Source organism: Mesorhizobium sp. M0244, assembly GCF_040321795.1.
Taxonomy (GTDB): Bacteria; Pseudomonadota; Alphaproteobacteria; order Rhizobiales; family Rhizobiaceae; genus Mesorhizobium.
In genome coordinates this window covers 1-23,391 of sequence record NZ_JAMYSE010000101.1, presented here as the reverse complement: position 1 = coordinate 23,391, position 23,391 = coordinate 1, and the positions used below count along the sequence as shown (strand labels likewise).

Here is a 23,391-nt window from a genome sequence, read left to right as displayed (position 1 = left end):
CCAGGCTGTGCGTCGTCAGGATGGTAGCCGAACCAGCGAAACAGCCAATCAGGTGTCCCTTCCTTCGACCTTTAGAGACTGAGCAGTCAGCTGCCGCCAAGCGAGAATGACGATCGCTCTCACTGCTGCGGCGCTGGTATCGGTGTGCCGCCAAACCAACCAGCCGCATACGCAATCACGACCAATACCACGATCACGGCTACCACGCCGTACCAGAGGCGCCTGTCTTTGAGATCCACCGTTACCCCCTGCCCGCTACGTGTTGGCCACTGGGCGAATTCCTTGAGCTTTGGCCGTCATTTCCCAGATGAGCGACCCATTTGCCCTCTGGTAGGCACACAGTAGGCTGGATAAGGGTCTTTGAGAAGCGCGCAATACGACCGCGCCGGCATGATCGCCAGCGGCTGCGACCGGCGGCTGCAGGCCTGCTCGACGAGTTAGCGTTGCGGCATGGACGTCAAAAGATCGGCGATGCCATCCAGCGCCCGTGTGATCGATGCGGCGCGCGTTATCCTGATCTTCCGCCACGGCTCCGCGCAGCCGCACCCCTCATGTGACCGTTTCGAGCCGGCTGAACCGAACCGGGATGAGTTTCCGGGTCTCGAGCTGCCCTGCCGCATCCTTGTCGATGACAGTCAGAAACTGTGCTTCTTTAGATCCCAAAGGCAGAACCAGCCGTCCCCCCGGCTTGAGTTGCTTCAGAAAAGCCGGCGGTGTCTGCTCAGCCGCCGCCGTGACCAGGATCTTGTCGAATGGGGCGTGCTCGGGCCAGCCGCGAGACCCGTCTCCGACACGAATGCCGACATTGGATAAGCCTAGCTCCTGCAGGAGAGCCTCCGCACGGCTTGCGAATTCCTCGATGATTTCTACGCTCCAAACTTGCCCGGCGAGCTGCGCGAGGATTGCGGTTTGATAGCCCAGGCCGGTGCCGATCTCGAGCACTACCTCGTGCGGTTGCAGCGCGAGGAGATCGGTCATGAGAGCGACGATGAATGGCTGCGAGACGGTTTTATCGAAGCCGATCGGCAGCGGCATGTCCTGGTAGGCATAAGGTGCAACCGAGGCTGGCACGAAGAGATGCCGCGGCACTCGCCGCATCGCTGCCATCACCCGCTCATCGAGCGCCGCCTTGCCGAGTTCTTCGCTTGCAAGGTCGGTATGGATTGCAATCATCTCGACCATGTGCCTGCGTAGGACCGCGAGGTGCTCTTCGTTCATTGGCTTCATGACGGTGGGGCGCTCCTCAACCAGTCTTGGGGCGGGTTGTACCGCCCTGCTATTTCGTCGCCGTCCTTGGTGCTCTCCCGTTCCTCGCACCGGGGGGTGGAACGGCGTGCGCATCAGAAGCTCGCCAGCCAGGCGACAACATCGATATAGCGGATCGCCAGCCAGTTGAGCACCAATAGGCCGAAGGCCAAAACGACGCCGAACCCTGCGCTGTCGCTCACCGGCTCCATCCCGTGCTGATCGTGCGTGATCTGGTGATTGACGATGACCGAAACTGGGCGAGCCAGCAGCGCTATTCGCGCTGCAGGCGAGGCGAGGGCGAACGCCGGCACAGCCGGCGCGGCGCTTCCGTTGCATTTACGCCGCCTCCGGACCGTCACTACGGCGCTGTTTGGATGCGCGTTCCGGCCTCCGCTTCCGCCGAGGCCGGTTCGGATCATGAAGCAATGTCTGGAAAAGCTGCGTTCACCGGAAGGCCGGGGGCCGGTGGCGATTCCGAACCAGAAGATCACGCCGCCGCCGCGTGCTACGATGAAACGTTCGATGGAAGCGACGATCCATCATTTCAAACTTTACACGGAAGGGCATCACGTGCCCGCCGGTGAGGTTTATGCCGCTGTCGAGGCGCCTAAGGGCGAGTTCGGCGTTTATCTGGTTTCGGATGGAGGCAATGTTCCGTATCAGTGCAAGATCCGCGCACCCTACTTCGCCCATCTGCAGGCAATGGATTTCTTGTGTCGGGGCCACATGATCGCCGATGTCTCCGCGATCATTGGTTCGCTCGACATCGTGTTCGGAGAGATCGATCGTTAAGCCAAGTTGCACATCTCGGCTGCTGGAAGATAGGCCTACAATCGCAGGATCATCCGTGGTTTATCGAAGTCGCGCACAAAAAAATGCCCCGCCGGGTGGGTCTCTCTGGCCTGCTGCCGGTTCAGTGGACAGGCAGCAGGCCAAGTTGACCCTACCCAGGCGTAAGGGAATGACGAACCCGAAAAAGAACGGCTCGCCCTTTCACAAGGCGGCCGTTCGTTCGCTTTTACAGAAGTACGAAAACGCCGCTCGACCGGAAGCGAGCGGCGTTTATCAAGTGTGGCGTCCTGACCCTAGACGAAACCCCGATTGGTCGGGGCCGCCGGACTCGAACCGACGTTTCCAGCTTGTTCGCTATCAACTTTAGATGGTGTTCTCCCGTCGTCCTTGCAAGCGCCATCGGCGCGGCTTGCAGAGTGTGGAAGGCTAGACGCGAGCCAAACGCTGCCCAGCCGTGGAACCAACACTTCGCGCATATGTATGATAGATACCGGGCGGCCCCCGCCGCGTCCGGTGGCCACGAACCCGCTTTCAAACATCCCCTCTGGAAAGCGGTTTTTTTGTGCCTTCCCAGCGAACGGATTCACCAATGCCGGTGACAGGCCTGCACATAATGACTCGCTAATGGGTTGTCGAAAGCGCACAGTCCTAATGTCGCTGGCCACTGAACGGGCGCGGGCGCTTGAGAGCGTAGATCGTACTCCCGCTCTATGGGAGTTATGTGATGGAAAACGACAGCCGCTCAGACGGATTTATCTCCTCTCACGACTTTGACATTCTGTGCGACGCCTTCAAGGCTTCGGTCGAGGAAGGACGGGTAACCAAAGCGCACAGGATTCAGCACGCCAAGGATCTGGTGCGCGAACTCACCGGCCAAGAGAACGCCGACAAACACCTGATTAGCCGGATGATGCGGGGTTGCCACGCTACCCAGCCGTAAGGGAATGGCGGGGCTACTTGGGTTTGGTAGGCCGCTTCCGTTCCTTCGCATCTTCAACGCCTCGGCAGAGCCGGACGGGTCATGGACGATCTATCATGTCTTCACCGGGGCACCGGCAGATATGGGAAGCCGATCCATGGCTGGGCTCAGCAAAACAGATGCCACTACCAGAATGATAATTCTGAACGCGCACAATGCGAAGAGACGCAAGGCCGCGAGCCTGCAACAGACGTTCGCTACGCGGTTCTTGACGGCTTGAGGTATGTTCAACCTTGGCGCTGACTTTTCCGAACCGAAGCCGCAGCTACGACGAGGCCGGACAATACCTCCATTTTCTCGGCTACGATGGCATGTTTGAAATGCCGTTCTTGATTGAGATTGAAGCGCTCGCGAACGCAAAACCGGAAGCAGCCACAGCCGAAGCGGGTTATTTGGCGACCTTCGATGCATCACGGGACTCCATTCGTGATGTCGCGCGGAAAGTTTCCTCCCACGGCCGCAAGAACGTGTACCAGCCCAGAAGACCTCGACGCTTCGAACGGCGGACGAGCAAAGCGTTCCCCGTAAGGGATCGGCTTATCCCTGCGACCGCGGAGTTGTGCGGTTTCGGCATGGTTGGGGACTACGTCCTTGTCCCCGTCGATTAGAGGATTATCCTTGACACGTTTGGGCGAGGCGATCGCCCATGGAGGTTGTCATGGCAGACCACAAGTCAAAGCGTGGTCCGCAAGACAGAGCACGGGTCGACGGTGGTGAAGACTATGAAGTCGGGTACCTCATGAAGAAGCACCATCTCGAACGGGCTGATGCCCTCAGGCTGGTAAAAAAGTATGGAAACAACCGCGCAAAGATCGAAGAGGAACTCTTTGCCCGAAAGGTTTGATCGCGTATTGCCGTGAGGCTGGCATAGAGCCAAGCACGCCTGAGTGTGACCAGGCTGCAGGCATAATCATGGCGCTTTTCAGCAACGGCATCGGCACTGCTGACGAATTGAAGGCAGCGCTCCAGTTCCGTTTGGAGAGTGAGTTGCGACGGTACGGTCAACGCCTATCCCGCCTAGCTGAGAACCGCTCTAGATCGTAATTGTACATCGAATTCCAAGTGGAGGTCGCGTTAGGTGCAAAACGCGAGCCCTCTGAAAAAAACCATTGTCCAATTAAGGCAGTGGGTTTGGAGGCTGTATGAAAGGGGTCGTTGTTTGGCGCTATTTCACGGGCATGCCGTGTCAGATGCACGCGGACCTCCGGGGAGTAACATGCTGCTGAGGCTGCACCGGATCGACAAATTCTACCCCACTGGCGAGGGGCCGTTGCATGTTCTGCACGGGATCGATCTTTCGCTGGAGGCGGGCAAGAGCCTTGCGCTGACCGGCGAGTCTGGCAGCGGCAAGAGCACGCTTTTGCACCTCGTTGCAGGGCTCGACAGCCCCGATGCGGGAGAAATCCACCTTGGCGGTACCAATATTGTGGGGCTGAACGATACGGCCCTTGCCGCCCTACGGCGGCGAACAGTCGGACTTGTGTTCCAGCAGTTCAACCTGATCCCTTCGCTTAATGTGGCAGCCAACCTTGCCTTTCAGGCTCGACTTGCCGGCCGTCCTGATCCGGTGTGGCTGAAGGTCCTTGCTGAACGGCTGGGCCTGGCCAAGGTCCTAACGCGCTACCCTGAACAACTGTCGACCGGCCAGCAACAGCGGGTGGCGATCGGCCGGACCTTGGCCGCCCGGCCCCGGCTGGTTCTGGCTGATGAGCCCACGGGCAATCTGGATGAGGCAACAGGGGACGCTGTACTCGATCTTATGCTGTCACTGGTGGCTGAAACGGGTGCCGCCCTGTTAATGGTCACCCATTCCAACCGTCTGGCAAACCGGCTGAACGCCCGCGTTCACCTGCACGCGGGCCGGCTGGCGTGATGGTGTGGACCGGGCTGACAGCGCTCTTGTCTCACTGGCGCAGGCGACCTGTCCAACTGGCGATGCTGCTTTTGGGGCTATCGTTGGCAACGGCGCTGTGGTCAGCGATTCAGGCGATCAACGGTGAGGCGCGGGCGAGCTATGACCGTGCAGCGGCGATCCTTGGGCAGGACCGGATCGCGCAACTGGTGCGTGAGGACGGGGCCCGGATTGATCAACAGGTGTTTGTGAGACTGCGGCGCGCAGGCTGGCTGGTTTCGCCGGTGATTGAAGGTGAAATGCGGTTTGGGGACGTGCGGTTGCGCGTCCTTGGCATTGACCCACTGACTTTGCCGCCGCAGGCGCAGCAGGTGGATGTTGCGGCGGGTGACGAGCTATTGCCGTTCATCACGGCGCCCGGTGTGCTCTATGCAGCTCCGGAAACCGCGGCACGACTAACCGAGCAAGCAACACCTCCCGTGCGCGTGGCCGAGGGTTTGCCGCCTGGCACAGTCCTCACCGACATCGGGCAGGCGCAGGTCCTGCTTGGGGCAAAGGACAAGATCTCTCGTCTTTTGCTCTGGCCGGACCAACCGATTGGCCGCCCCCCTCTAAAGGTGACAGTTCCCGGCCTGACCGTGCGCGAGCCGAGCGAAACGGGGGATCTTGCCAGGCTGACCGACAGTTTTCACCTGAACCTGACGGCTTTCGGTTTTCTTGCCTTTGCGGTGGGGCTCTTCATCGTGCATTCCGCCATCGGTCTGGCTTTTGAACAGCGCCGCCAGGTATTTCGCACGCTGCGCGCACTGGGCTTGCCGACCCGCGTGCTGGTCCTTTTGCTGATCGCCGAGCTGCTGATCTTCGCCCTCCTCGCGGGGCTGGTGGGCGTGGCACTTGGCTATGTAGTCGCCTCGGCCCTTTTGCCCGACGTCGCCGCCACCCTGCGCGGGCTTTACGGGGCCGATGTGCCGGGAACGCTGTCGATTCGCCCCGCAGTGTGGGCAGCGGGGCTGGCCATCGCGGTAATCGGCACGCTGGTGGCGGCCGCACAAAGCCTCTGGCGCCTATGGCACCTGCCACTGCTTGCACCGGCCCAGCCTCGAGCCTGGGCGCGGGCTTCGGAGCGGGCACTGCGCGCGCAAGGCGTGACGGCGATGGTGCTCCTGTTGGCGGCGGCGGGAATTGCACAGTTCGGATCCGGCCTCGAGGCGGGCTTTGCGCTTCTGGCGGTACTGCTGTTGGGGGCGGCACTGGCGCTGCCGCTCGTGCTGACGGGGATATTGCACCTTGGCGACCGCTTGGCGCGTGGACCACTGGCCGAATGGTTTTGGGCCGACACGCGTCAGCAGCTTCCCGGCCTGTCTTTGGCGCTAATGGCACTGCTGCTTGCGCTGGCTGCCAATGTGGGCGTCAGCACGATGGTGTCGAGCTTTCGGCTGACCTTCATCGGCTGGCTCGATCAGCGTCTCGCCTCAGAACTTTACGTGACCGCCCGCACCGAAGCAGAGGCCACGGCGATACACGACTGGCTGGTTCAGCGCAGCGACGCCGTCCTGCCGATCTGGAGCATTGAGGGCCGAGTCGCAGGCCAGCCCGCGGCAATATACGGCGTGGCCGATCATGCCACCTATCGCGACAACTGGCCGATCCTGTCTGCAGTGCCGGAGGTGTGGGACCGGATCGCCAAAGGCGAGGGCGCCCTGATCAACGAACAACTGGCGCGGCGCCAAGGGCTGGGCCTGGGGGACCAGATCACGCTGCCCGGTGGCTGGCGGGCCAGCATCGTCGGCGTTTATGCCGACTATGGCAACCCGATCGGCCAGGTGATCATCGGGATCGACACACTGGTCCGGCACTACCCTGACGTCTCCCGCCTGCGCTATGCCATTCGGATTGCCCCCGGCAAGGCCGAAGCACTGGCTAGGGGTTTGCGGGCGGAATTCGGGCTGCCCGCGCAGAACGTGATTGACCAGGCCGGGATCAAGGTCTTTTCGCTCGAAGTGTTTGAGCGCACATTCAACGTGACAGCCGCGCTGAATGTGCTGACGCTGGGAGTCGCGGGGCTGGCGATGTTTGCGAGCCTCATGACCCTGTCGGGGATGCGCCTGCCGCAACTGGCGCCGGTCTGGGCCATGGGTCTGACCCGCCGCCACCTCGCATGGTTGGAGCTTTCGCGCGGCTTGCTGTTGGCAGCCTTGACCATGCTGGCCGCTGTGCCTGTAGGTATTGCGCTCGCCTTTGTTCTGCTGGCGGTGGTGAATGTCGAGGCTTTTGGCTGGCGTCTGCCGATGTACCTTTTTCCCGGTGACTGGGCGCGGCTGGCGGCGCTCGCGTTGCTGGCGGCCGGACTTGCAGCCGTCGTGCCTGCCTGGCGGCTGGCGCGTCTTTCGCCATCGGATTTGCTGAAGGTATTTGCACATGAGCGTTAGAGCATTGCTGATCTACCTGTGCTTGGCCGCACCTGCCTTTGGCCAGGGTTTTGCTGGGCTTGGCACAGAGGCTGACGGGTTTTCAGTGCCGCAGCCGGGGACTGCATTCAACTTTCCGGCAGACCACGGCCCGCACCCCGGTTACCGGATCGAATGGTGGTATTTGACGGCCAACCTGCAAGCTGCGGATGGAGCGGACTATGGCGTGCAATGGACTCTTTTCCGATCCGCCCTGGCCCCGGTGGAGCGGTCCGGCTGGTCCAGTCCGCAGCTTTGGATGGGCCATGCCGGGCTGACGACGCAAGCTCATCAATTCGTGGCCGAACGGCTGGCACGGGGCGGCATCGGCCAGGCGGGGGTTACGGCTGCGCCCTTTGCGGCCTGGATTGACAACTGGCAGATGGCAGGCCGGGCCCTGCCAGAGGCGGATGCGCTGTTGGCGCTCGATCTGCGTGCGGCGGGGCAGGCGTTTTCCTACGAACTGGCGCTGGACGCCAAAGGCCCTCTGGTGCCGCAGGGAGTGCAAGGCTATTCGGTGAAATCCGAGAAGGGGCAGGCGAGCTATTATTATTCGCAACCATTCTACCACGTGACCGGCACGCTGACCCTTCCGGCGGGCGTGATTGCGGTGACCGGTCAGGCGTGGTTGGACCACGAATGGTCCTCGCAGCCGCTGGCTGAGGATCAAACCGGTTGGGACTGGTTCTCCTTGCATTTCGACAGCGGCGAAAAGATGATGGGCTTTCGCCTGCGCGACGGAGGCGCGGGCTTTACATCGGCCACATGGATCAAGGCCGACGGCAGGCCGCAGCCGCAGGCCCCCGGCGCGCTAAGGGTGACGCCGCTCGAAACGGCGGCAGTCGCGGGACGTAGCGTGCCGATCCGCTGGAGGGTGCAATTGCCGGAAAAAGGGGTTGATGTGACCATCCGGACGCTAAACCCAGAAGCCTGGATGGACACACGCTTTCCCTATTGGGAAGGCCCGATCCGATTTGAGGGCACCCATGCCGGGCGCGGCTATCTCGAGATGACAGGCTATGAGTGACTGGAGGACGCTGCTCAATCGCGAGATCGCGACGGTTGGCGAATTGCCGAAAATGGAGAAGGTTAGTTTCCAGCGCCCTTCCCTCTACCACCCTCAAAGTCCAAACAATTCTCCGATACGCCCATGGGCTCCCGCAAGCCCAGCGTTTGCCGGATGTGCGGCCGAAAGCTGGGGAGTGCGAAAACGACGTTCTTCCCCAAACGGCTCTCTGAATGTCCATCATTCTCCGAAGCTGGGGAGTAGCTCCAAAAATCCCCAGGTTTTGACGACAGCAATATCAATGCTTTAGCGCCTGCTTGCTGCGGGCAGTTTTGCGTTTCGCTCGCCTGCCCAATGAAGACCACAACTATTCCAGAGCTCGCTAGGTATGGCTTGCGCCACGAACGACTTCCCATAAGGCCGACTGCACCACCGGAATTGACCCGCAGCAGACTGGCTGCGTTCGGTCCGTCGGTTCGTCCGTTTCACGGCGATTTTGTCAACCTACGCACCACCTAGGCGCGCCGCATCTTGATTACCTGCGACCCGACTTCTGGTTCGCTCGGCTGGAAAGTCCGCCATGTATGCGGCAGGTTCTGCTCCCAGCTGAAGAAGTCCTGCAGCAGCCAATTTCTTTCGGGCATGGCTATCTCCGACATTGGCGGGAGAACTCGGTTCCAATCCGGTTCGCCACTGGCCGACGCGAGCACTGCCTTCACCGAGGCCGGGAACGGTTTTCTCGAAAGAATGGAGTCACCGCCCAACAGCGCTGGTACCAGCTTGCGACGGTCGAACGCGGTCGGCGCGTCGAACATTGCCCGCATCAGCCGCGGCATGGCGTTGCCAAGGCCGCAGATCGTGCCGCGCGCGCCGGCTGCCAGCGCCTGCGGCAGATGGATTTCCGAGCCTGTATAGATCGAAAGATGCGAGAAGCGGCGGATCAGCGCCTCGGTGAAATCAAGGTCGCCACCACTGTCCTTCACGCCGGTGATGATACCTGGGTAGGCTTCCTCCAGCCGGCGGATGACACGTGGCGTCAGCGGGACGCCGCAAATATCTGGAAAATGATAGAGACAGAGCTTCAGGTCCGACCGCGCGACGCGGTCGATGATGGTCGCGTAGAAGCGGAAGGTGCCGTCCTCGGTAATGCCGCCGCGATAGACGCAGGGCGGCATCAGCAGGAGGCTGTCGACCTCGCGGTCGAGCGCATGATTTGCCAGCCGCACGACGTCCGGAATGGCCAGCGCGCCGACTGAGACAATGAGGCGGGATGGCGCCACGCCAGCCGCGATCACTCCGTCAAGTCCGTCCATCCGGTCTTCGGCGGAGAACTCCGTGCCTTCGCCGGTCGTGCCGAAAAGCGCAACGCCATCGCAGCCGGCGCCGAACAGCATGGCAAGGTGCGCGTTGAGTAGCCGGATATCGGGCTTGAGATCCACAGTCAACGGCGTCGCCGCTGCGACCATGAAGCAATCGGTCTTCGCCAGAGCCGGTGCTTGGGTGTTCATAACTGCGGTCACTCGCTTCGTTGAGAGCATGCTCCTAGCCTTGCAACAAATGATGATTGATTGCCTATTGTCAACATTCAGCTTGACGGTTTGTGACGACAATGAAAACATCTGCCTGTCAGGTCGCGCGCCGCCGCCCAAGGCGCCCAACAGCGACGCAGGAGGGGAAGAACATGAGCAAGCTAGAGCCTTCATTTCTTAATCGAGCCGTTGGCCGACGGACATTTGTTGCCGGCACCCTGGGCGTCCTGGCGGCGCCCTTCGTATCGCGCCTCGCTTTTGCGGCGGGCAAGGTCATACGTGCTTCCACGCCCGGTCCCGATACTGAATGGCAGTCGAAGGGCCTGCAGGCGTTCAAGGCGGAGCTCGACAAGTCGATGCCCGGCGCTTTCGATGTGCAGCTTCACTACAACGGCACGCTGTTCGCGCAGGGTACCGAAATCGAAGCAATGCAACGGGGCAACCTCGAAGTGGCGCTAACTTCGCCCTCCGATATCGCTGAATTGATTCCGGAATACTCAATCTTCACCACCGGATATCTTTTCCGCGACGCCAAGCACCTAGACTCCGTCTATGACGGCGACATTGGTAAGGAATTCAAGGAAAAGGTGGCAAGTGATCTCAAACTGCAGATCGTGAAGAGCCAATATCTCGGCACTCGTCACGTAATGCTGCGCGCTCCACGTACCGTCAACGTTCCCGCCGACCTCAAGGGTGTCAAGCTCAGAATGCCTGGCTCCGATGCCTGGCAGTTCCTTGGCAACGCGCTGGGTGCCAGTGCAACCCCGCTGGCATTCGAGGAGGTCTACCTTGCCATGCAGACCGGAACGATCGATGGGTTGGAAAATCCCCTGCCAGATGCAATTGCTTCCAAATTCTACGAAGTGACAAAGCAGGTCGTGCTCACGGGCCACCAGGTGGCAAACGTCTTCTTCACCATGCCAGCGGCTTTCTGGGCCGGTCTAAGCGCCGACGAACAGAAGGCAGTCATCGCCGCCGAGGATGCGGCCAAGAAGGTGAACGACGACGGGGTGATTGCCACCGAGAACGACGGCAAGGCATTCTTCGAGGCGCATGGAAACACGGTGACGACGCCTGATGTCGCTGCCTTCCGCAAGCATGTGCTCGACGCCTTCATCAATTCGGACTTCTCCAAGAATTGGCAGAAGGGAATGCTCGACCGTATCGGCGCCGCATAAGATCTGCTGATGCAGACCTTGGGTGTCTACTGGAAGCGATTGGCGGAGTCGGTGAGCGTCGTGGCCTTTGCCGTGATGTTCGCCGGCTTCGTAATCGGCATCGTCGCCCGCTACGTCTTCAATTCCCCGATCTCATGGACGAACGAACTTTGCGTCGTTGCCTATGTCTGGATCGTTTTCTGGACGAGCGATATCCTGATCAGAGAGCGGCAACATATCGTCTTCGATGTCGTTTACGGCCTGTTTCCGCCTCGGTCCCGCCGCGTGCTGGCAATGTTCGTGACGCTGTCGCTGGCGCTGGTGTTTCTTGCCGCCTTGCCGGGCACCGTCGAATACATCCTGTTTCTTCGCATCCGTCACTCGACCTTGCTGCATCTGCCCATGCAGTTCGTTTTTGGAAGTTTCCCGATCTTTCTCATTGCCGCGGTCGTCAGCGCGCTTCGGCGTCTTTGGCAATTGCTACGGCCCGGTTGGGAACAGCATATCTAGGAATTTTTCATGTCATTCGCCGTCGAGGTGATGTTCGTTCTGTTCTTTGTCTGGATGTTCGTCGGTATGCCTCTCGGGCACGCTATGCTGGCCTCCGGCATTGTCTACTTCGTCATCACCGGCCGCGACATGGGATTGGTGGCTAGCCAGAGCCTCAACGGCATCTATGGCAATTTTGTCATGCTGGCGGTGCCCTTGTTCATCTTCGCTGCCGAACTGATGAACGCCGGCAAAATGACTGATAAGATGTTCGGCTTTGCCAACCTGCTCGTCGGCCGGTTTCGCGGCGGACTGGCCCACGTCAACATCGTCGCGAGCGTGATCTTTGCCGGCATGAGCGGCAGCGCGCTGGCGGATGCCGCCGGGCCTGGCAAGATATCGATCGACATGATGATCAAGGCCGGCTACCGCCCCGGCTTTGCCGCAGCACTGACTGCGGCATCCTCGATCCTCGGGCCGATCATCCCGCCCTCCATCCCCATGGTGCTCTACGGCGTCGTTTCCAACACCTCCATCGGCTACCTTTTCATGGGAGGGGTCGGCCCCGGCATCTTTCTGGCTCTGGTGATGATGGCGGTGGTGGCCGTGCAGGCGCGGCTGCAGAATTTTCCCACACAACCGAAGCCGAACCGGGAGGAAGCCGTCGCCGTGACACGCGATGCCGCGCCGACTTTGCTGTTGCCGGTGATCTTGCTCGGCGGCATCTATTCGGGCGCCGTGACCCCTACCGAAGCGGCGGCTGTGGCCGCATTCTGCGCGCTGCTGCTGGCACTGTTCTGGTACCGCACCCTGTCTCCGAGGGTCCTGTTCAACGTCTTGATGGAATCCTCGCGATCGACTGCGATCGTCGCAATCACCATCGCTGGCGCGGTGTTGATGAACTACATTGTCGCCGCGGAGCAGATACCGGAGCAACTGGGCGTCTGGATTGCGTCGCTGGACCTCAGCGCTCCAATGTTCATGCTGTTGGTGACGATTTTGTTCCTCATCCTTGGGGCATTGCTCGACACGCTGCTGATGCTGCTGATCGTCATCCCGATCTTGATGCCGACGGTGCGCGAACTCGGCATTGATCCGGTCTATTTCGGTGTCGTCTCGACCGTGAACATGATGATCGGGTTGATTACGCCACCTATGGGACAACTGGTGTTCCTGATTTCGGGCATTACCGGCATCAAGGTCGCTGTGATTCTCGGAGAAGTGTGGGGGCTGCTTTTTATGCTGATTGTTGCCCTCTTCGTGCTGGTTTTCGTGCCGCAGATCACGCTCTGGTTGCCGATTGCCGCCGGCTATGTCCCTCAGGGAACATTTCATTGATGACGTTCAACACAGGATTTTCGCTATGCCGGCTATGAAGGAATTGGTGAAGGGCACCGACCGCTATCGCCACTACATCAATGGCGAATGGGTGGATTCCACCGTCAAGGAATGGATCGCCGTCGAGAACCCGGCGACGCAGGCGGTGATCGCCTCCGTACCGAAGGGCGGAGAGGACGATGCGGACCGGGCGCTCGTCGCGGCCCGGGCTGCCCAGCCAGGATGGGAGGCGTTGCCGCCGGCGGCGCGTGGCCAGTTGCTCAAGGATCTGGCGCGGCTGATCCTCGAGAACCGGGAACGCCTCGCACGCATCGTCGTTGCCGAGCAGGGCAAGCCCATCCAGGAAGCGCGCGGCGAGATTGAGGGTGCCGCGCTTTATCTCACCTATGCCGCCGAGGAGGCGCGCCGCATCACCGGCGACATCATCCCCTCTGACATGCCCGACGAACAGATCTGGATCCAGCGCGTCGCCCATGGGGTTGTGATCGGCCTGACCGCTTGGAACTATCCGGCCGCACTGATGTGCCGCAAGATGGGGCCTGCGCTGGTAGCGGGAAACACCATTGTCATCAAGTCGCATGAAGGCACACCGATCTCGGCGCTGGAGATCGCGCAGCTCTCCTCCCAGCTCGACTTCCCACCCGGCGTCATCAACGTGGTAAGCGGCACCGGCGAGGGCATTGGCGCGGCATTGGTGCGCCATCCCATCCCGCGTCTCATCACGCTTACCGGCAGCGTGCGCGCCGGCAAGGAGATCTTTCGCGCCGCCGCCGAGGGCCTGAAGCTGCTGCGGCTCGAACTCGGTGGCAAGGCGCCCTTCGTGGTGGCCGAGGATGCCGACATAGGCGCCGCGGTGCGTGCAGCGGTGCTGTCGCGTTTCGAGAATTGCGGCCAGATCTGCATCTGCAACGAACGCATGTATGTGCATCGGCGTGTCGCTGATGAGTTCCTGGAAAAGTTCACCCGTGCGGTGAAGGCATTGAAGGTCGGCGACCCGACAACCATGGTCGACATCGGTCCGAAGTTCAGTGGGATGGAGCTCGACAAGGTCGATCGCATGGTCGAGGCGGCGCGCGGGGCCGGGGCCGAAGTGCTAACAGGCGGGCGCCGTCTGACCGAGGGCGAGTTCGCGTGTGGCTATTGGTATGAGCCGACGGTGATGACCGTCACCGACAACCAGATGCGTATCATGCAGGACGAAGTGTTCGGTCCAGTCGTGCCGGTGATGACCGTCGGCGATTTCGACGAAGGCCTGCGGCTTGCCAATGAATCGAACTACGGCCTGTCGGCCTATGTCTTCACCAAGGATATGCGGCGGGTGATGCGGCTGGTGCGCGAGCTGAAGTTCGGCGAGATCTACGTAAATCGCCCAGGCGGCGATGCCGTTCATGCCCATCACGCCGGCATCCGCGACAGCGGCATTGGTGGCGAGGACGGCAAGTACGGGCTCGACGCCTATTTCCAGAAGAAGACCATCTACATCAACTACGCCTGAGATCTCTAGGGCACCCGCCATGCATTGAGGCACGGTTCTGCCGGCAAGGCATTGCGCCTTTGCCGGCAGAACCGTAAATCTGGCCGAAATGGCGCGGGCAGTGCGATGAGTTTTACTGAGGAATTGCAGCGGTTCGGGCTGCTGCTGCCGCAAGGCCACTCAACGGTGGTGCTGGCCGGCACGCCAGATGAGATCGGTCGACTTTACAAGACAATCGACACAGCTCTCAGGCAGCGTCCCACCTACCAGCTCGTGCTGGCAGCGGGGTCTGGGGAAGTTGCCGAATTGCGCCGGCGCTACCCGCATGAGCTCGTGCTCGCCTCGCCATATTCGGCAAGCACGAAGCGTTGGCGGAGGCGGCTGGATGCGGTTCTGGTTATCGGCCCAGCCGCGCTGGCCCGAGCGATCGGGACAGTGGCTTTTATCGACAGCAGCAAACCCATCACGTCTGACTCGCTGACAACATTGCTGCCGTCGCTCGACTTGCCGAAGAAGCCGCCCTTCAACGGCACGTTCCTGATCGACCTGTTCGGCGGCCATCGCCTCGCCTCGCTGGCGTACCTCAAGGCGCGGCTCGGCAACCCACGCACCATCATCTGCCTGGGTAACGGGCCGTCGTCGGAAGACCCGAGATTGGCGGATGTTGGCGACGCCACACTGTTTCGGGTCAACTGGAACTGGCGCCGGCGCGGCTGGCTGACAGCGCCAGACATCGTCTTCACCTCAGACCTTGACCCTCCTGGCTTCGGGCGTCGGCCCGTGATCGTGTTTCCGACGGCAGCTGTGGGCCGGCCAATCTTATTGCGTCATACAATGGCGATGCGCCCGCCATCAGCCGGCTATGTTTTCCTTGACGCTTTTGATCCGTCGCTGGCGGACCTTTCCGGGCCAGTGATCCCGACCAACGGCGCGCTGATGATTGCCGTTGCCGCCGCGCTCGACCCCGAGCGCATCGTGATCGCCGGAATGGACCTCTACCAGCACCCCGACGGACGCTATCCCGGCGACACGGGGGCACTCGGCGGTTATTCCCGCGAGCACAGCGCCGAGATCGATCTGAGCTTGATTCGCGCCGCTCTGTGCGGCTTTGCGGGAGAAACGACCATACTGAGCAACAATCTGCGCGCGGCCCTTGGGATGGCTGGTTAGCCGGCTTTCATGGAGCCGCTGGTGCTAGCGGCACCACGACGTTCAAGACACCTTTTCCCGAATGGGCTTGACGCTTCCGCCCTGCTTCAGCAACTTTGCCAGAAGCTTGACCTCGGCGTCGTTGTGATTGCGCGCGAGCTTTTCGGCCCGATCGGCGTCACGTGCGATCACCGCCTCGATCAGCGCCTTGTGTTCGGCAATCAGTTCCTCATAGTCGTTGGGCAGAAAGCCTGACTGCACCATATGAAACCGCACCTGCTGGACGATGAAGCGATGCTGTTCGGCCAGGCGCTCATGCCGGGCGAGTTCAATGATCGCCGCATGGAGATTGAAATCGATGCTCGTCGCATCCTGGAAGCGGCCTTCGCGGATAGCATGCAGCAGATCGTCGGCGATGCCGCGCAGGCGCGAGCCATCAGGCTCGGTGACGTTGGCCGCGGCAAGTCGCGCGCCCAGCCCTTCAAGCGCGCCACGCAGCGTGTAGATCTCCCAGGCGTCGACAGTCGAGGTGCCGGAAACTTCCCACCGGGTGAAGGCCACTTGCTGGACAAGCCCCTCATTGGCCAGCTGTGCCAGCGCCGAACGGACGGTTCCGCGACTGACCTCGAGCTCCTCGGAAAGCTGCGTTTCCAGCAGACGTTCGCCGGCTGGAAGCACGCCTTCCAATATATGCGAGCGTATCTGATCCGCAGCTCTGCGGTCGAGCAGCCGCTTTTCTGACTTGAGACTTGTAAGTTTTGTCATCAACCGACTCATGGCCACGGGTACAACCTACATATTCCGGCGCTTGTGGCAGCGCAACAAGCATTGCTGACAATTAACGATCCCCATTAGCGCTCACAGACGTCATCACGCGATGCCCTCGGGGAATGGCCAAAAATTACGTTTGCTGATTGCTGACAATTAAGCAACACTGTGTTTGATTGCCACCGACAGGAGTTCGTGGATGGCCGAAGTGAAAAATGCGGTGCTGCAGCTCAAGCCGGGCGACGAAGTAGCGATTGCACTGCGCGACATCGTTGCCGGCGAGGCACTGGCGCCATTCAACGTGCAGGCCGCTGGCGACATTCCATTCGGCCACAAGGTCGCGCTTCGGCCGCTGGGAAATGGCGAAGTCATCCATCGTCTAGGCCAGCCAATCGGCCTTGTTATCAGCGCGGTTGCCGCCGGCTCGCATGTCCATCTCCACAACATGGGTTTCGAAGTGTCGATGGCCGGACATGCGATCGGAACGCGGCTGTCGAACGCGCCGTTCCGGGCGCCCTGGGATATTCCAACCTTCGACGGCTACTTGCGCCCCGACGGCAAGGTAGGCACGCGTAATTATGTGGGGGTGCTGACCTCGGTGAGCTGCTCGGCGCTGGTTGCACGAATGATCGCGGATCATTTTCGCGATCCGAGGCAGCTGTTGCCCTATCCCGGCGTCGACGGCGTAGTGGCGCTGACGCACAAGTCCGGCTGCAGCGTTGCCGATGGTTCTATGTCGATGAAAATGTTGCGCCGGACCCTGGCCGGCTACGCGCAGCACCCCAACTTCTCCGGCGTGCTGCTCGTCGGACTTGGCTGCGAGGATAACCAGATCGATCAACTGATGGACGAGGAAGAGCTCGAACTCGGCGACGAGCTGGCCAAGCTGGTGATGCAGGAAACCGGCGGCACACGCTCCAGCATCGCGCGTGGCATCGAAATGGTCGAGGTGATGCTGGAAAAGGCGGCGACGAAACAGCGGCAGAAGATTCCGGCAAGCGAAATCATGGTTGGGCTGCAATGCGGCGGGTCGGACAGTTTTTCGGGGATTTCCGCCAATCCGGCGCTGGGTGCGGCTGTCGATCGCCTCGTCGCCTGCGGCGGCACGGCGATCCTGGCCGAGACGCCGGAAATCTACGGCGCCGAGAACCTGTTGCTCGAACGCGCCGTCAGCAACGAAGTTGGCGAGAGACTGATCGGCCTCCTCGAATGGTGGGACGATTACACCAGCAACGAGCCGCAGGGCTTCGACAACAATCCTTCGCCCGATAACAAGGCGGGTGGGCTGACGACCATACTCGAGAAGTCGCTGGGCGCGGTGGCCAAGGGCGGCACCACCAACCTGGTCGAGGTCTATGGCTATGGGCAGCCGATCGACAAGCGCGGGCTGGTGTTCATGGACTCGCCCGGCTTCGACCCGATGTCGGCGACCGGCCAGGTGGCGAGCGGCGCCAATCTCATCGCCTTCACCACCGGGCGGGGTTCGTGCTTTGGTTGCCGGCCGGCGCCCTCGATCAAGCTTGCAACCAATTCCGAGATGTACGCACGCATGGAAGAGGACATGGACATCAATTGCGGCACGATCCTCGACGGCGACAGGTCCATCGACGAGATGGGCGAGGAGATTTTCCGCGAGATGATCGCCACTGCGTCGGGCAAGGCAACCAAGAGCGAACTGCTCGGCTATGGCGACGATGAGTTCGCGCCCTGGCACGTCAACGCATGGCTATAGATCAAAGGAAGAATCATGCCGACAATCAACGTCAAGCTGCTCAAGGGACGCAGCGTCGACCAGAAGCGCGAGTTGGTCGAGGTGGTGACGCCTGAGGCGGCTCGCATCCTGAAAATGCCCGCCCGACGTCATCGATATCGTGTTCGAGGATATCAAGAAGCATGACTGGGCGGTGGGCGGCAAGCTTGCTTCCGACAAATAGCATATCGATGCCCCTGACGGGACGGCTCAGCGTCGATATCGGTGGCACCTTCACCGATCTGGTGTTGCTCAGAACCGATGGTCTGACGTTCTCCGCCAAGGTCAGTTCGACGCCTTCGGCACCCGAGGACGCGGTGATATCAGGCATGGCCGAAGTGCTGGCTGCGTCCGGCATGCCACCTTCGGCACTCACCGAGGTGCTGCACGGCACCACGGTCGGTTCAAACACGCTGTTGCAAAAGCTTGGCGCCCGCACCGGCCTGATCACCACCAGGGGCTTTCGCGACGTTCTGGAGATCGGGCGGCTGCGCACGCCCGGTATGTTTGACCTGACCTGGGACAAGCCGGAGCCACTGGTTGCCAGGCGTTATCGGCTGGAGGTGGCGGAACGCACGCTCGCCGACGGCACCATCAACATCCCGGTGGACCCCGATGGCGTGCTGGCGGCCGGTGCCTTCTTCCAAGCCGAAGGCATCGAATCCGTCGCTATCTGCTTTCTCAATTCCTACAAGAACCCCGAGAACGAACGCATCGCGGCGCGCGTCTTCTCGCAGGCATTTCGGCAGATTGCCGTAACGGCGTCTGTAGATGTTCTGCCGGAAGCCGGCGAATACGAGCGGACGTCGACCACGGTCGTCAACGCCTATGTGCTGCCCGCGCTGCGCGGCTATCTCGATCGTCTCGAAAGCAAATTGCGCGCGGCCGGTGTGACGGCTCCGCTGCTGATCGGCAATTCCAATGGCGGGCTCTCTGTCTCCGTCACTGCACAACGGAATCCCGTGTTTTTCATCTCGTCCGGCCGGTCTTCCGGAGCCGTGGGCGCCGAACGCCTTGCCGCCGTCCTGGGCGAGCCAAACGTCGTCGCTTTCGACATGGGCGGGACGACCGCTTCAGCCGCACTTGTCCATCGCGGCGTGCTGAGCCGCACGCATGAATATGAATTTCGCGGCGGCATGTCGGTGCCTTCGCGCTTCATCAAGGCTGGCGGCTATATGATGCGGGTCCCGACAGTGGATGTGGCCGAGGTTGGCAATGGAGCCGGCTCGATCGCCGCGATCGACGCCGCGGGCCTGCTGACCGTCGGGCCGCTTTCGGCGGGCGCCGCCCCCGGTCCTGTTTGTTACGGGTTGGGCGGCTCGCGGCCGACGGTCACCGACGCCAATGTCGTGCTCGGTTATTTGCCGCCCCGGCTGGCAGGCGGCTCCCTGAAGCTTGACGTCGAGGCGGCGCGGGCTGTGATCGGCAAGAATCTCGGTACCCCACTTGGCCTCTACACTGAGGCCGCAGCCTATGGCATCCGCGAGATCGCCAACGCCAATATGGTTCGCGCCATCCGCGCCGTCACCGTCGAGCGGGGCCTCGATCCGCGCGAGCTGACACTGCTGGCCTTCGGCGGCTCTGGGCCCGTTCATGCCTGCGACCTGGCAAGGACACTCGGCATTGCACGCGTGGTGTTCCCGCCAGCGGCTGGCGTGTTCACGGCGATGGGCATGCTGGCTGGCAGCGTCGAACATCACGAGTTGCGTTCGGCGCAGGCACGGCTCGACCTGCTGGACCCGGTGTTGGTTGCGGCGCTCAGGCAGGAGATGCGTCTTGCCGCGACCGCTGCGTTGGTCGCGCAAGGCTATGCGGCGGGGAGCATCGACTTCACCGAGGAAATCGATTTGCGGCTTGAGGGGCAGGACGCGTCGCTATCGATACCGTTCTCCAGTGCCTTCGATGCCGCGTCGCTGCGATCCGCGTTCATCACGGCCTACCGCGACACCTATGGCTATACGCCGATCGATGCTGTGGAGGCGGTGGCGTTGAGGCTGCACGCTCACGGTCGTGTCTCCGAGCCGCTCGATTTCACCGTGCTCAAAGCCGCGCGGTCAGTAGTCGGCGTCGGCATGGAAAGGCGCATGGTGCATTTCGGTCGCGACGCTGCGATCGACACACCCATCGTACGGCGGGAGGCGGTGATAGCGGCGCTCGCCGGACCGGTGATCATCGAGGGCGCGGACACGACCATGGTAATTCCGCCAGGGGTGCGGGTCGAGCCAAGCGCGACCGGCAGTCTTGTTGCGACGCTGGAGGCCACTTCGTGAGCGCGATCGATCCCATCACCTTCGCCGTCATCAAGTCGGGTCTCGACACTATTGTCGACGACATGGCCTATGCGATCATGCGCACGGCGCGCTCGCCGATCGTGCGCGACGTGCTCGATTACTCCGTGACAATCTGCGACGCCCGAGGCCGCATCCTCAGCCAGGCCAAGACCGTAGCACTGCACCTGGGTGCCGTGCCTGACGCGATGGACGTGATCATCGAGCGCTTCCGCGATGACATGTTCCCAGGCGATGTGATCGTTCTCAACGACCCCTATGACGGCGGCATGCACCTTCCCGACATCTTCATGTTCAAGCCGATCTTTTCAGGGGAGCGGCTGCTCGGTTTCTCCGTGGTTATCGCCCACCACTGCGATGTAGGCGGGCGCGTGCCGGGGTCGAATGCCTCCGACTCGACAGAGATATTCCAGGAGGGCCTCCGCATTGCGCCAATGAAGCTCTACGATCGCGGCGTCGCCAACAAGACGCTGTTCAAGATCATCGAGAAGAATGTGCGGCTGCCTGACCTAGTGCTCGGCGACCTCGATGCGCAATACGCCACCTGCAACATCGGCGAATGGGAGATGCTGCGGCTCTTCGAGCGGTATGGCGACGAACTGGAAGCCTATTTCGATCGCCTGATCGACTACGGCGAGGAGCTGACGCGAAAGGCGATCGCCGGCTGGCCGGACGGGGATTACACATTTACGGACTACATCGACGGCGATGGTTTCTCACCAGCGCCAATCCCGATCGCCTGTAAAATCACGGTAAGGGGCGACCATCTCTGGGTCGACTTTGCCGGCTCGTCACCCCAGGTGAAAGGCGCGATCAATGCGACGCTCTCCTTCGTGAAATCCTCAACTTACCTGACCATACGTTGCGCGCTCGACCAGGACGTGCCTAACAATGCCGGTGTCTACCGGTGCATCACGGTGACCGCACCGGAGGGCTCGATCCTCAATCCAAGAATGCCAGCACCAGTGGCGGCGCGGGCGCTGACCGGCTACCGCGTCGTCGATACGGTAATGGGCGCGCTGGCGCAGATTGCGCCGCAACGGCTGATGGCGGCGGGCGAGGGCGGCAACACGGTGGTCGCCATCGGCGGCTATCACGGGCCCGAACGAAAGCCGTTCGTCTTCGTTGATATGATCAACGGCGCCTGGGGCGGGCGATCCGACAAGGACGGCATCGAAGGGATCACCAATCCCAGCCAGAACATGTCTAATCTGCCCATAGAGACAATCGAGGCACGCTATCCGATCATCATGGAGGAATATTCGCTACGGGAGGATTCCGGCGGCGCCGGTCAGTATCGTGGTGGGCTCGGGCTAATACGGCAGTACCGGATACTGGCCGACAATGCGATCCTTCAATTGCGTGCCGATCGCCACGAGCATCCGCCCTACGGGCTGTTCGGAGGCCAGGCGGCGGCGAGCTCGAGGAATCTGCTGAAGCAAGACGGCGAATGGCGCGTGCTGCCGGCGAAGGTGACGCTGGAGATCGGCAAGGACACCGTGATCCGCCACGAGCAGGCTGGCGGCGGTGGTTGGGGCGATCCGGCAAAGCGCGATCCAGAGTCGATCGCAGCTGATCTGCTCAATGGCAAGACTTCGCTTGCGCAGGCCGTCGCTGACTATCGCTTTCAGCCAAAGCCAAAAACAGGCGACACCGACATTTCAAGCTGAACGTTCAAAATCAACAATGCGGCCAATGCGCTCGCGAACTGGAGATGAGATGATGACCTGGACTGGCGTATTTCCTGCTGTCACCACGAAGATGCAGGCATCAGGGGCGATTGATATTGAAGCCACGCAAACGAGCATAAACAGGCTTATCGAGAATGGCGTTTCCGGCGTCATCGTGCTGCCAATGCTTGGCGAAAATGCAACTCTCTCGCAGTCGGAACGCGATACCGTCGTTCGGGGCGCGAAAGAGGTCGTTGCGGGACGGGTGCCTCTGCTGTCAGGCCTTGCGGAACTGTCCACCGACAATGCAATAGCCGCAGCTCGCAAATACCAAAAGTTGGGGGCTGATGGCCTGATGACCTTCCCCAGCCTTGCCTATCGTACTGACCGCCACGAGACCGTTGCGTGGTACAAAACGGTGGCTGAAGCGAGCGATCTGCCCGTCATGATCTACAACAATCCGATTGCGTACAAGGTTGACGTCGACGTCGAAACGCTAAAGGCGCTGGTCGATGTGCCCGGCATCGTGGCCATCAAGGAAGAGACCGGTGATATCCGCAGGGTTACGGACCTATTCAACGCCTTCGGAGATCGCTTCGATGTCTTTTGCGGCGTGGACGATCTTATCCTGGAAAGCCTGGCTCTGGGTGCGATCGGGTGGGTCTCCGGGATGACGAATGCATGGCCCGCCGAGTGCGTATCGCTCTTCAACATGGCACGCAGCTGTGACTTCACGAGAGCACTTCCATTGTACCGATTGATGACGCCGGCGTTCCATCTCGATACGGACGTCAAGCTGGTCCAGTACATCAAATTTGCCGAGCACCTAGTGTACGGCGCCCCGGAACATGTCCGAAAGCCACGTCTCCCGATCACGGGCGAGGAACGATCGAAAGTGGAAGGAGTAATTCGACGGGCGATATCGGATCTATCAGCGCTTGTCGATTCTTGAAATATGGATGTCCACGTCGTCTGTTTTGAGTCCAGGGGCCGCCATTCGTCAGTGTCTCGTTGGCTGACTGAATGTCTGAAATGTGCCCACATGGCCCCGAATTGCGGATCGATGTTGCGTGGCCGGAGGTGGGCGAACATCTGCGTAGTGCAGAGTTGCTGCGAGCGTGTTTTCCGATTTCTACGTCGAAGCACCACCGCTGCACGCTGCACGGCGCATTCCGCCGATGATTGAGGTTCATGAAGGCCTTCGCGCAAAATATGCGCCTTAATGCCCGGCCTTACGCAATCCAGACATTTTCAAATTCGCCGCACGAAAAAACCGCCTCGGTTAGACCGAGACGGTTATCGTACTATGACAGAAGTGGTTGCGGGGACACGATTTAAGGCTGCAAACCGCCCTATAACTGTAAGCGCCTCGCCGATCACCTATGGGTTTGGGCTTGATGTTTTCCGGAATCGCCAGGGCATGAGTTCCTCGATCTGGCTCTGTGGATGGCCGTT

General features: G+C 61.1%; 19 protein-coding genes and 1 pseudogene. 17 read left to right on the top strand and 3 right to left on the bottom strand.

The window, feature by feature from the left end; genetic code table 11:
• Positions 1 to 549 precede the first annotated feature (549 nt).
• Positions 550 to 1,227 carry a protein-L-isoaspartate(D-aspartate) O-methyltransferase gene (locus NKJ08_RS33075; RefSeq protein WP_352785302.1) on the bottom strand — a complete coding sequence of 226 codons (678 nt, stop codon included), beginning with the start codon at positions 1,225 to 1,227 and terminating at the stop codon, positions 550 to 552.
• Positions 1,228 to 1,656: 429 nt separating this feature from the next.
• On the opposite strand from NKJ08_RS33075, the pseudogene NKJ08_RS33070 reads away from it, so the two are divergent.
• The 7 genes and pseudogenes from NKJ08_RS33070 to NKJ08_RS33040 form a co-directional block, all read left to right on the top strand.
• A pseudogene (locus tag NKJ08_RS33070) lies at positions 1,657 to 2,040 on the top strand (NADH-quinone oxidoreductase subunit D-related protein); the annotation flags it as partial.
• Positions 2,041 to 2,764: 724 nt separating this feature from the next.
• Positions 2,765 to 2,980 (top strand): hypothetical protein, encoded by a 216-nt coding sequence (locus tag NKJ08_RS33065; protein WP_352530102.1) that lies wholly within the window; start codon positions 2,765 to 2,767, stop codon positions 2,978 to 2,980.
• Positions 2,981 to 3,252: 272 nt separating this feature from the next.
• On the top strand, positions 3,253 to 3,627 hold the full coding sequence (locus NKJ08_RS33060; RefSeq protein ID WP_352530104.1) for a DUF1488 family protein: 375 nt from the start codon (positions 3,253 to 3,255) through the stop codon (positions 3,625 to 3,627).
• Between the two features lie 50 nt (positions 3,628 to 3,677).
• Positions 3,678 to 3,863, top strand: a complete 186-nt coding sequence (locus NKJ08_RS33055) for a DUF3606 domain-containing protein (RefSeq protein WP_352785300.1) — start codon at positions 3,678 to 3,680, stop codon at positions 3,861 to 3,863.
• Positions 3,864 to 4,235: 372 nt separating this feature from the next.
• Positions 4,236 to 4,892, top strand: coding sequence for an ABC transporter ATP-binding protein (locus NKJ08_RS33050; protein ID WP_352530106.1), 657 nt, complete (start codon positions 4,236 to 4,238; stop codon positions 4,890 to 4,892).
• A complete protein-coding gene (locus NKJ08_RS33045; RefSeq protein WP_352530159.1) occupies positions 4,892 to 7,300 on the top strand; it encodes an ABC transporter permease in 2,409 nt (802 codons plus the stop codon). The genes NKJ08_RS33050 and NKJ08_RS33045 overlap by 1 nt, the downstream gene beginning before the upstream one ends.
• Positions 7,290 to 8,345, top strand: coding sequence for a lipocalin-like domain-containing protein (locus tag NKJ08_RS33040; RefSeq protein ID WP_352785298.1), 1,056 nt, complete (start codon positions 7,290 to 7,292; stop codon positions 8,343 to 8,345). The genes NKJ08_RS33045 and NKJ08_RS33040 overlap by 11 nt, the downstream gene beginning before the upstream one ends.
• 494 nt (positions 8,346 to 8,839) lie before the next feature.
• Here the strand turns inward: NKJ08_RS33040 and NKJ08_RS33035 are convergent, their stop codons facing one another.
• Complete coding sequence (locus NKJ08_RS33035; RefSeq protein ID WP_352530110.1) at positions 8,840 to 9,832, bottom strand: dihydrodipicolinate synthase family protein; 993 nt, start codon at positions 9,830 to 9,832, stop codon at positions 8,840 to 8,842.
• 173 nt (positions 9,833 to 10,005) lie between these two features.
• Between NKJ08_RS33035 and dctP the strand changes: the two genes are divergently transcribed.
• The 5 genes from dctP to NKJ08_RS33010 are packed head-to-tail and all read left to right on the top strand — an operon-like array spanning position 10,006 to position 15,481.
• Positions 10,006 to 11,031 carry a TRAP transporter substrate-binding protein DctP gene (dctP, locus tag NKJ08_RS33030; RefSeq protein ID WP_352530112.1) on the top strand — a complete coding sequence of 342 codons (1,026 nt, stop codon included), beginning with the start codon at positions 10,006 to 10,008 and terminating at the stop codon, positions 11,029 to 11,031.
• Positions 11,032 to 11,040: 9 nt separating this feature from the next.
• The gene (locus NKJ08_RS33025) at positions 11,041 to 11,520 is read left to right on the top strand and encodes a TRAP transporter small permease (protein WP_352530114.1); all 480 of its coding nucleotides are present in this window, start codon (positions 11,041 to 11,043) and stop codon (positions 11,518 to 11,520) included.
• A gap of 9 nt (positions 11,521 to 11,529) precedes the next feature.
• Positions 11,530 to 12,837, top strand: coding sequence for a TRAP transporter large permease (locus NKJ08_RS33020; protein WP_352530116.1), 1,308 nt, complete (start codon positions 11,530 to 11,532; stop codon positions 12,835 to 12,837).
• A gap of 25 nt (positions 12,838 to 12,862) precedes the next feature.
• On the top strand, positions 12,863 to 14,332 hold the full coding sequence (aldA, locus tag NKJ08_RS33015) for an aldehyde dehydrogenase (protein WP_352530118.1): 1,470 nt from the start codon (positions 12,863 to 12,865) through the stop codon (positions 14,330 to 14,332).
• Positions 14,333 to 14,383: 51 nt separating this feature from the next.
• A complete protein-coding gene (locus NKJ08_RS33010; protein WP_352530120.1) occupies positions 14,384 to 15,481 on the top strand; it encodes a hypothetical protein in 1,098 nt (365 codons plus the stop codon).
• 42 nt (positions 15,482 to 15,523) lie between these two features.
• Here NKJ08_RS33010 and NKJ08_RS33005 read toward each other — a convergent pair whose 3' ends face one another.
• Positions 15,524 to 16,225 (bottom strand): GntR family transcriptional regulator, encoded by a 702-nt coding sequence (locus NKJ08_RS33005; RefSeq protein WP_352530122.1) that lies wholly within the window; start codon positions 16,223 to 16,225, stop codon positions 15,524 to 15,526.
• A gap of 202 nt (positions 16,226 to 16,427) precedes the next feature.
• Here NKJ08_RS33005 and NKJ08_RS33000 point away from each other — a divergent pair, with 202 nt between their 5' ends.
• The 5 genes from NKJ08_RS33000 to NKJ08_RS32980 are packed head-to-tail and all read left to right on the top strand — an operon-like array spanning position 16,428 to position 22,888.
• Positions 16,428 to 17,960: a UxaA family hydrolase gene (locus NKJ08_RS33000; protein WP_352785293.1), complete on the top strand. Its 1,533-nt coding sequence runs from the start codon at positions 16,428 to 16,430 to the stop codon at positions 17,958 to 17,960.
• Positions 17,961 to 17,975: 15 nt separating this feature from the next.
• Positions 17,976 to 18,125 carry a tautomerase family protein gene (locus NKJ08_RS32995; protein ID WP_352530126.1) on the top strand — a complete coding sequence of 50 codons (150 nt, stop codon included), beginning with the start codon at positions 17,976 to 17,978 and terminating at the stop codon, positions 18,123 to 18,125.
• 44 nt (positions 18,126 to 18,169) lie between these two features.
• Positions 18,170 to 20,248, top strand: a complete 2,079-nt coding sequence (locus NKJ08_RS32990; RefSeq protein WP_352530128.1) for a hydantoinase/oxoprolinase family protein — start codon at positions 18,170 to 18,172, stop codon at positions 20,246 to 20,248.
• The gene (locus NKJ08_RS32985; protein WP_352530130.1) at positions 20,245 to 21,936 is read left to right on the top strand and encodes a hydantoinase B/oxoprolinase family protein; all 1,692 of its coding nucleotides are present in this window, start codon (positions 20,245 to 20,247) and stop codon (positions 21,934 to 21,936) included. Before NKJ08_RS32990 ends, NKJ08_RS32985 begins: the two co-directional genes overlap by 4 nt.
• A 49-nt stretch (positions 21,937 to 21,985) precedes the next feature.
• The gene (locus tag NKJ08_RS32980; RefSeq protein WP_352530132.1) at positions 21,986 to 22,888 is read left to right on the top strand and encodes a dihydrodipicolinate synthase family protein; all 903 of its coding nucleotides are present in this window, start codon (positions 21,986 to 21,988) and stop codon (positions 22,886 to 22,888) included.
• Positions 22,889 to 23,391 lie beyond the last annotated feature (503 nt).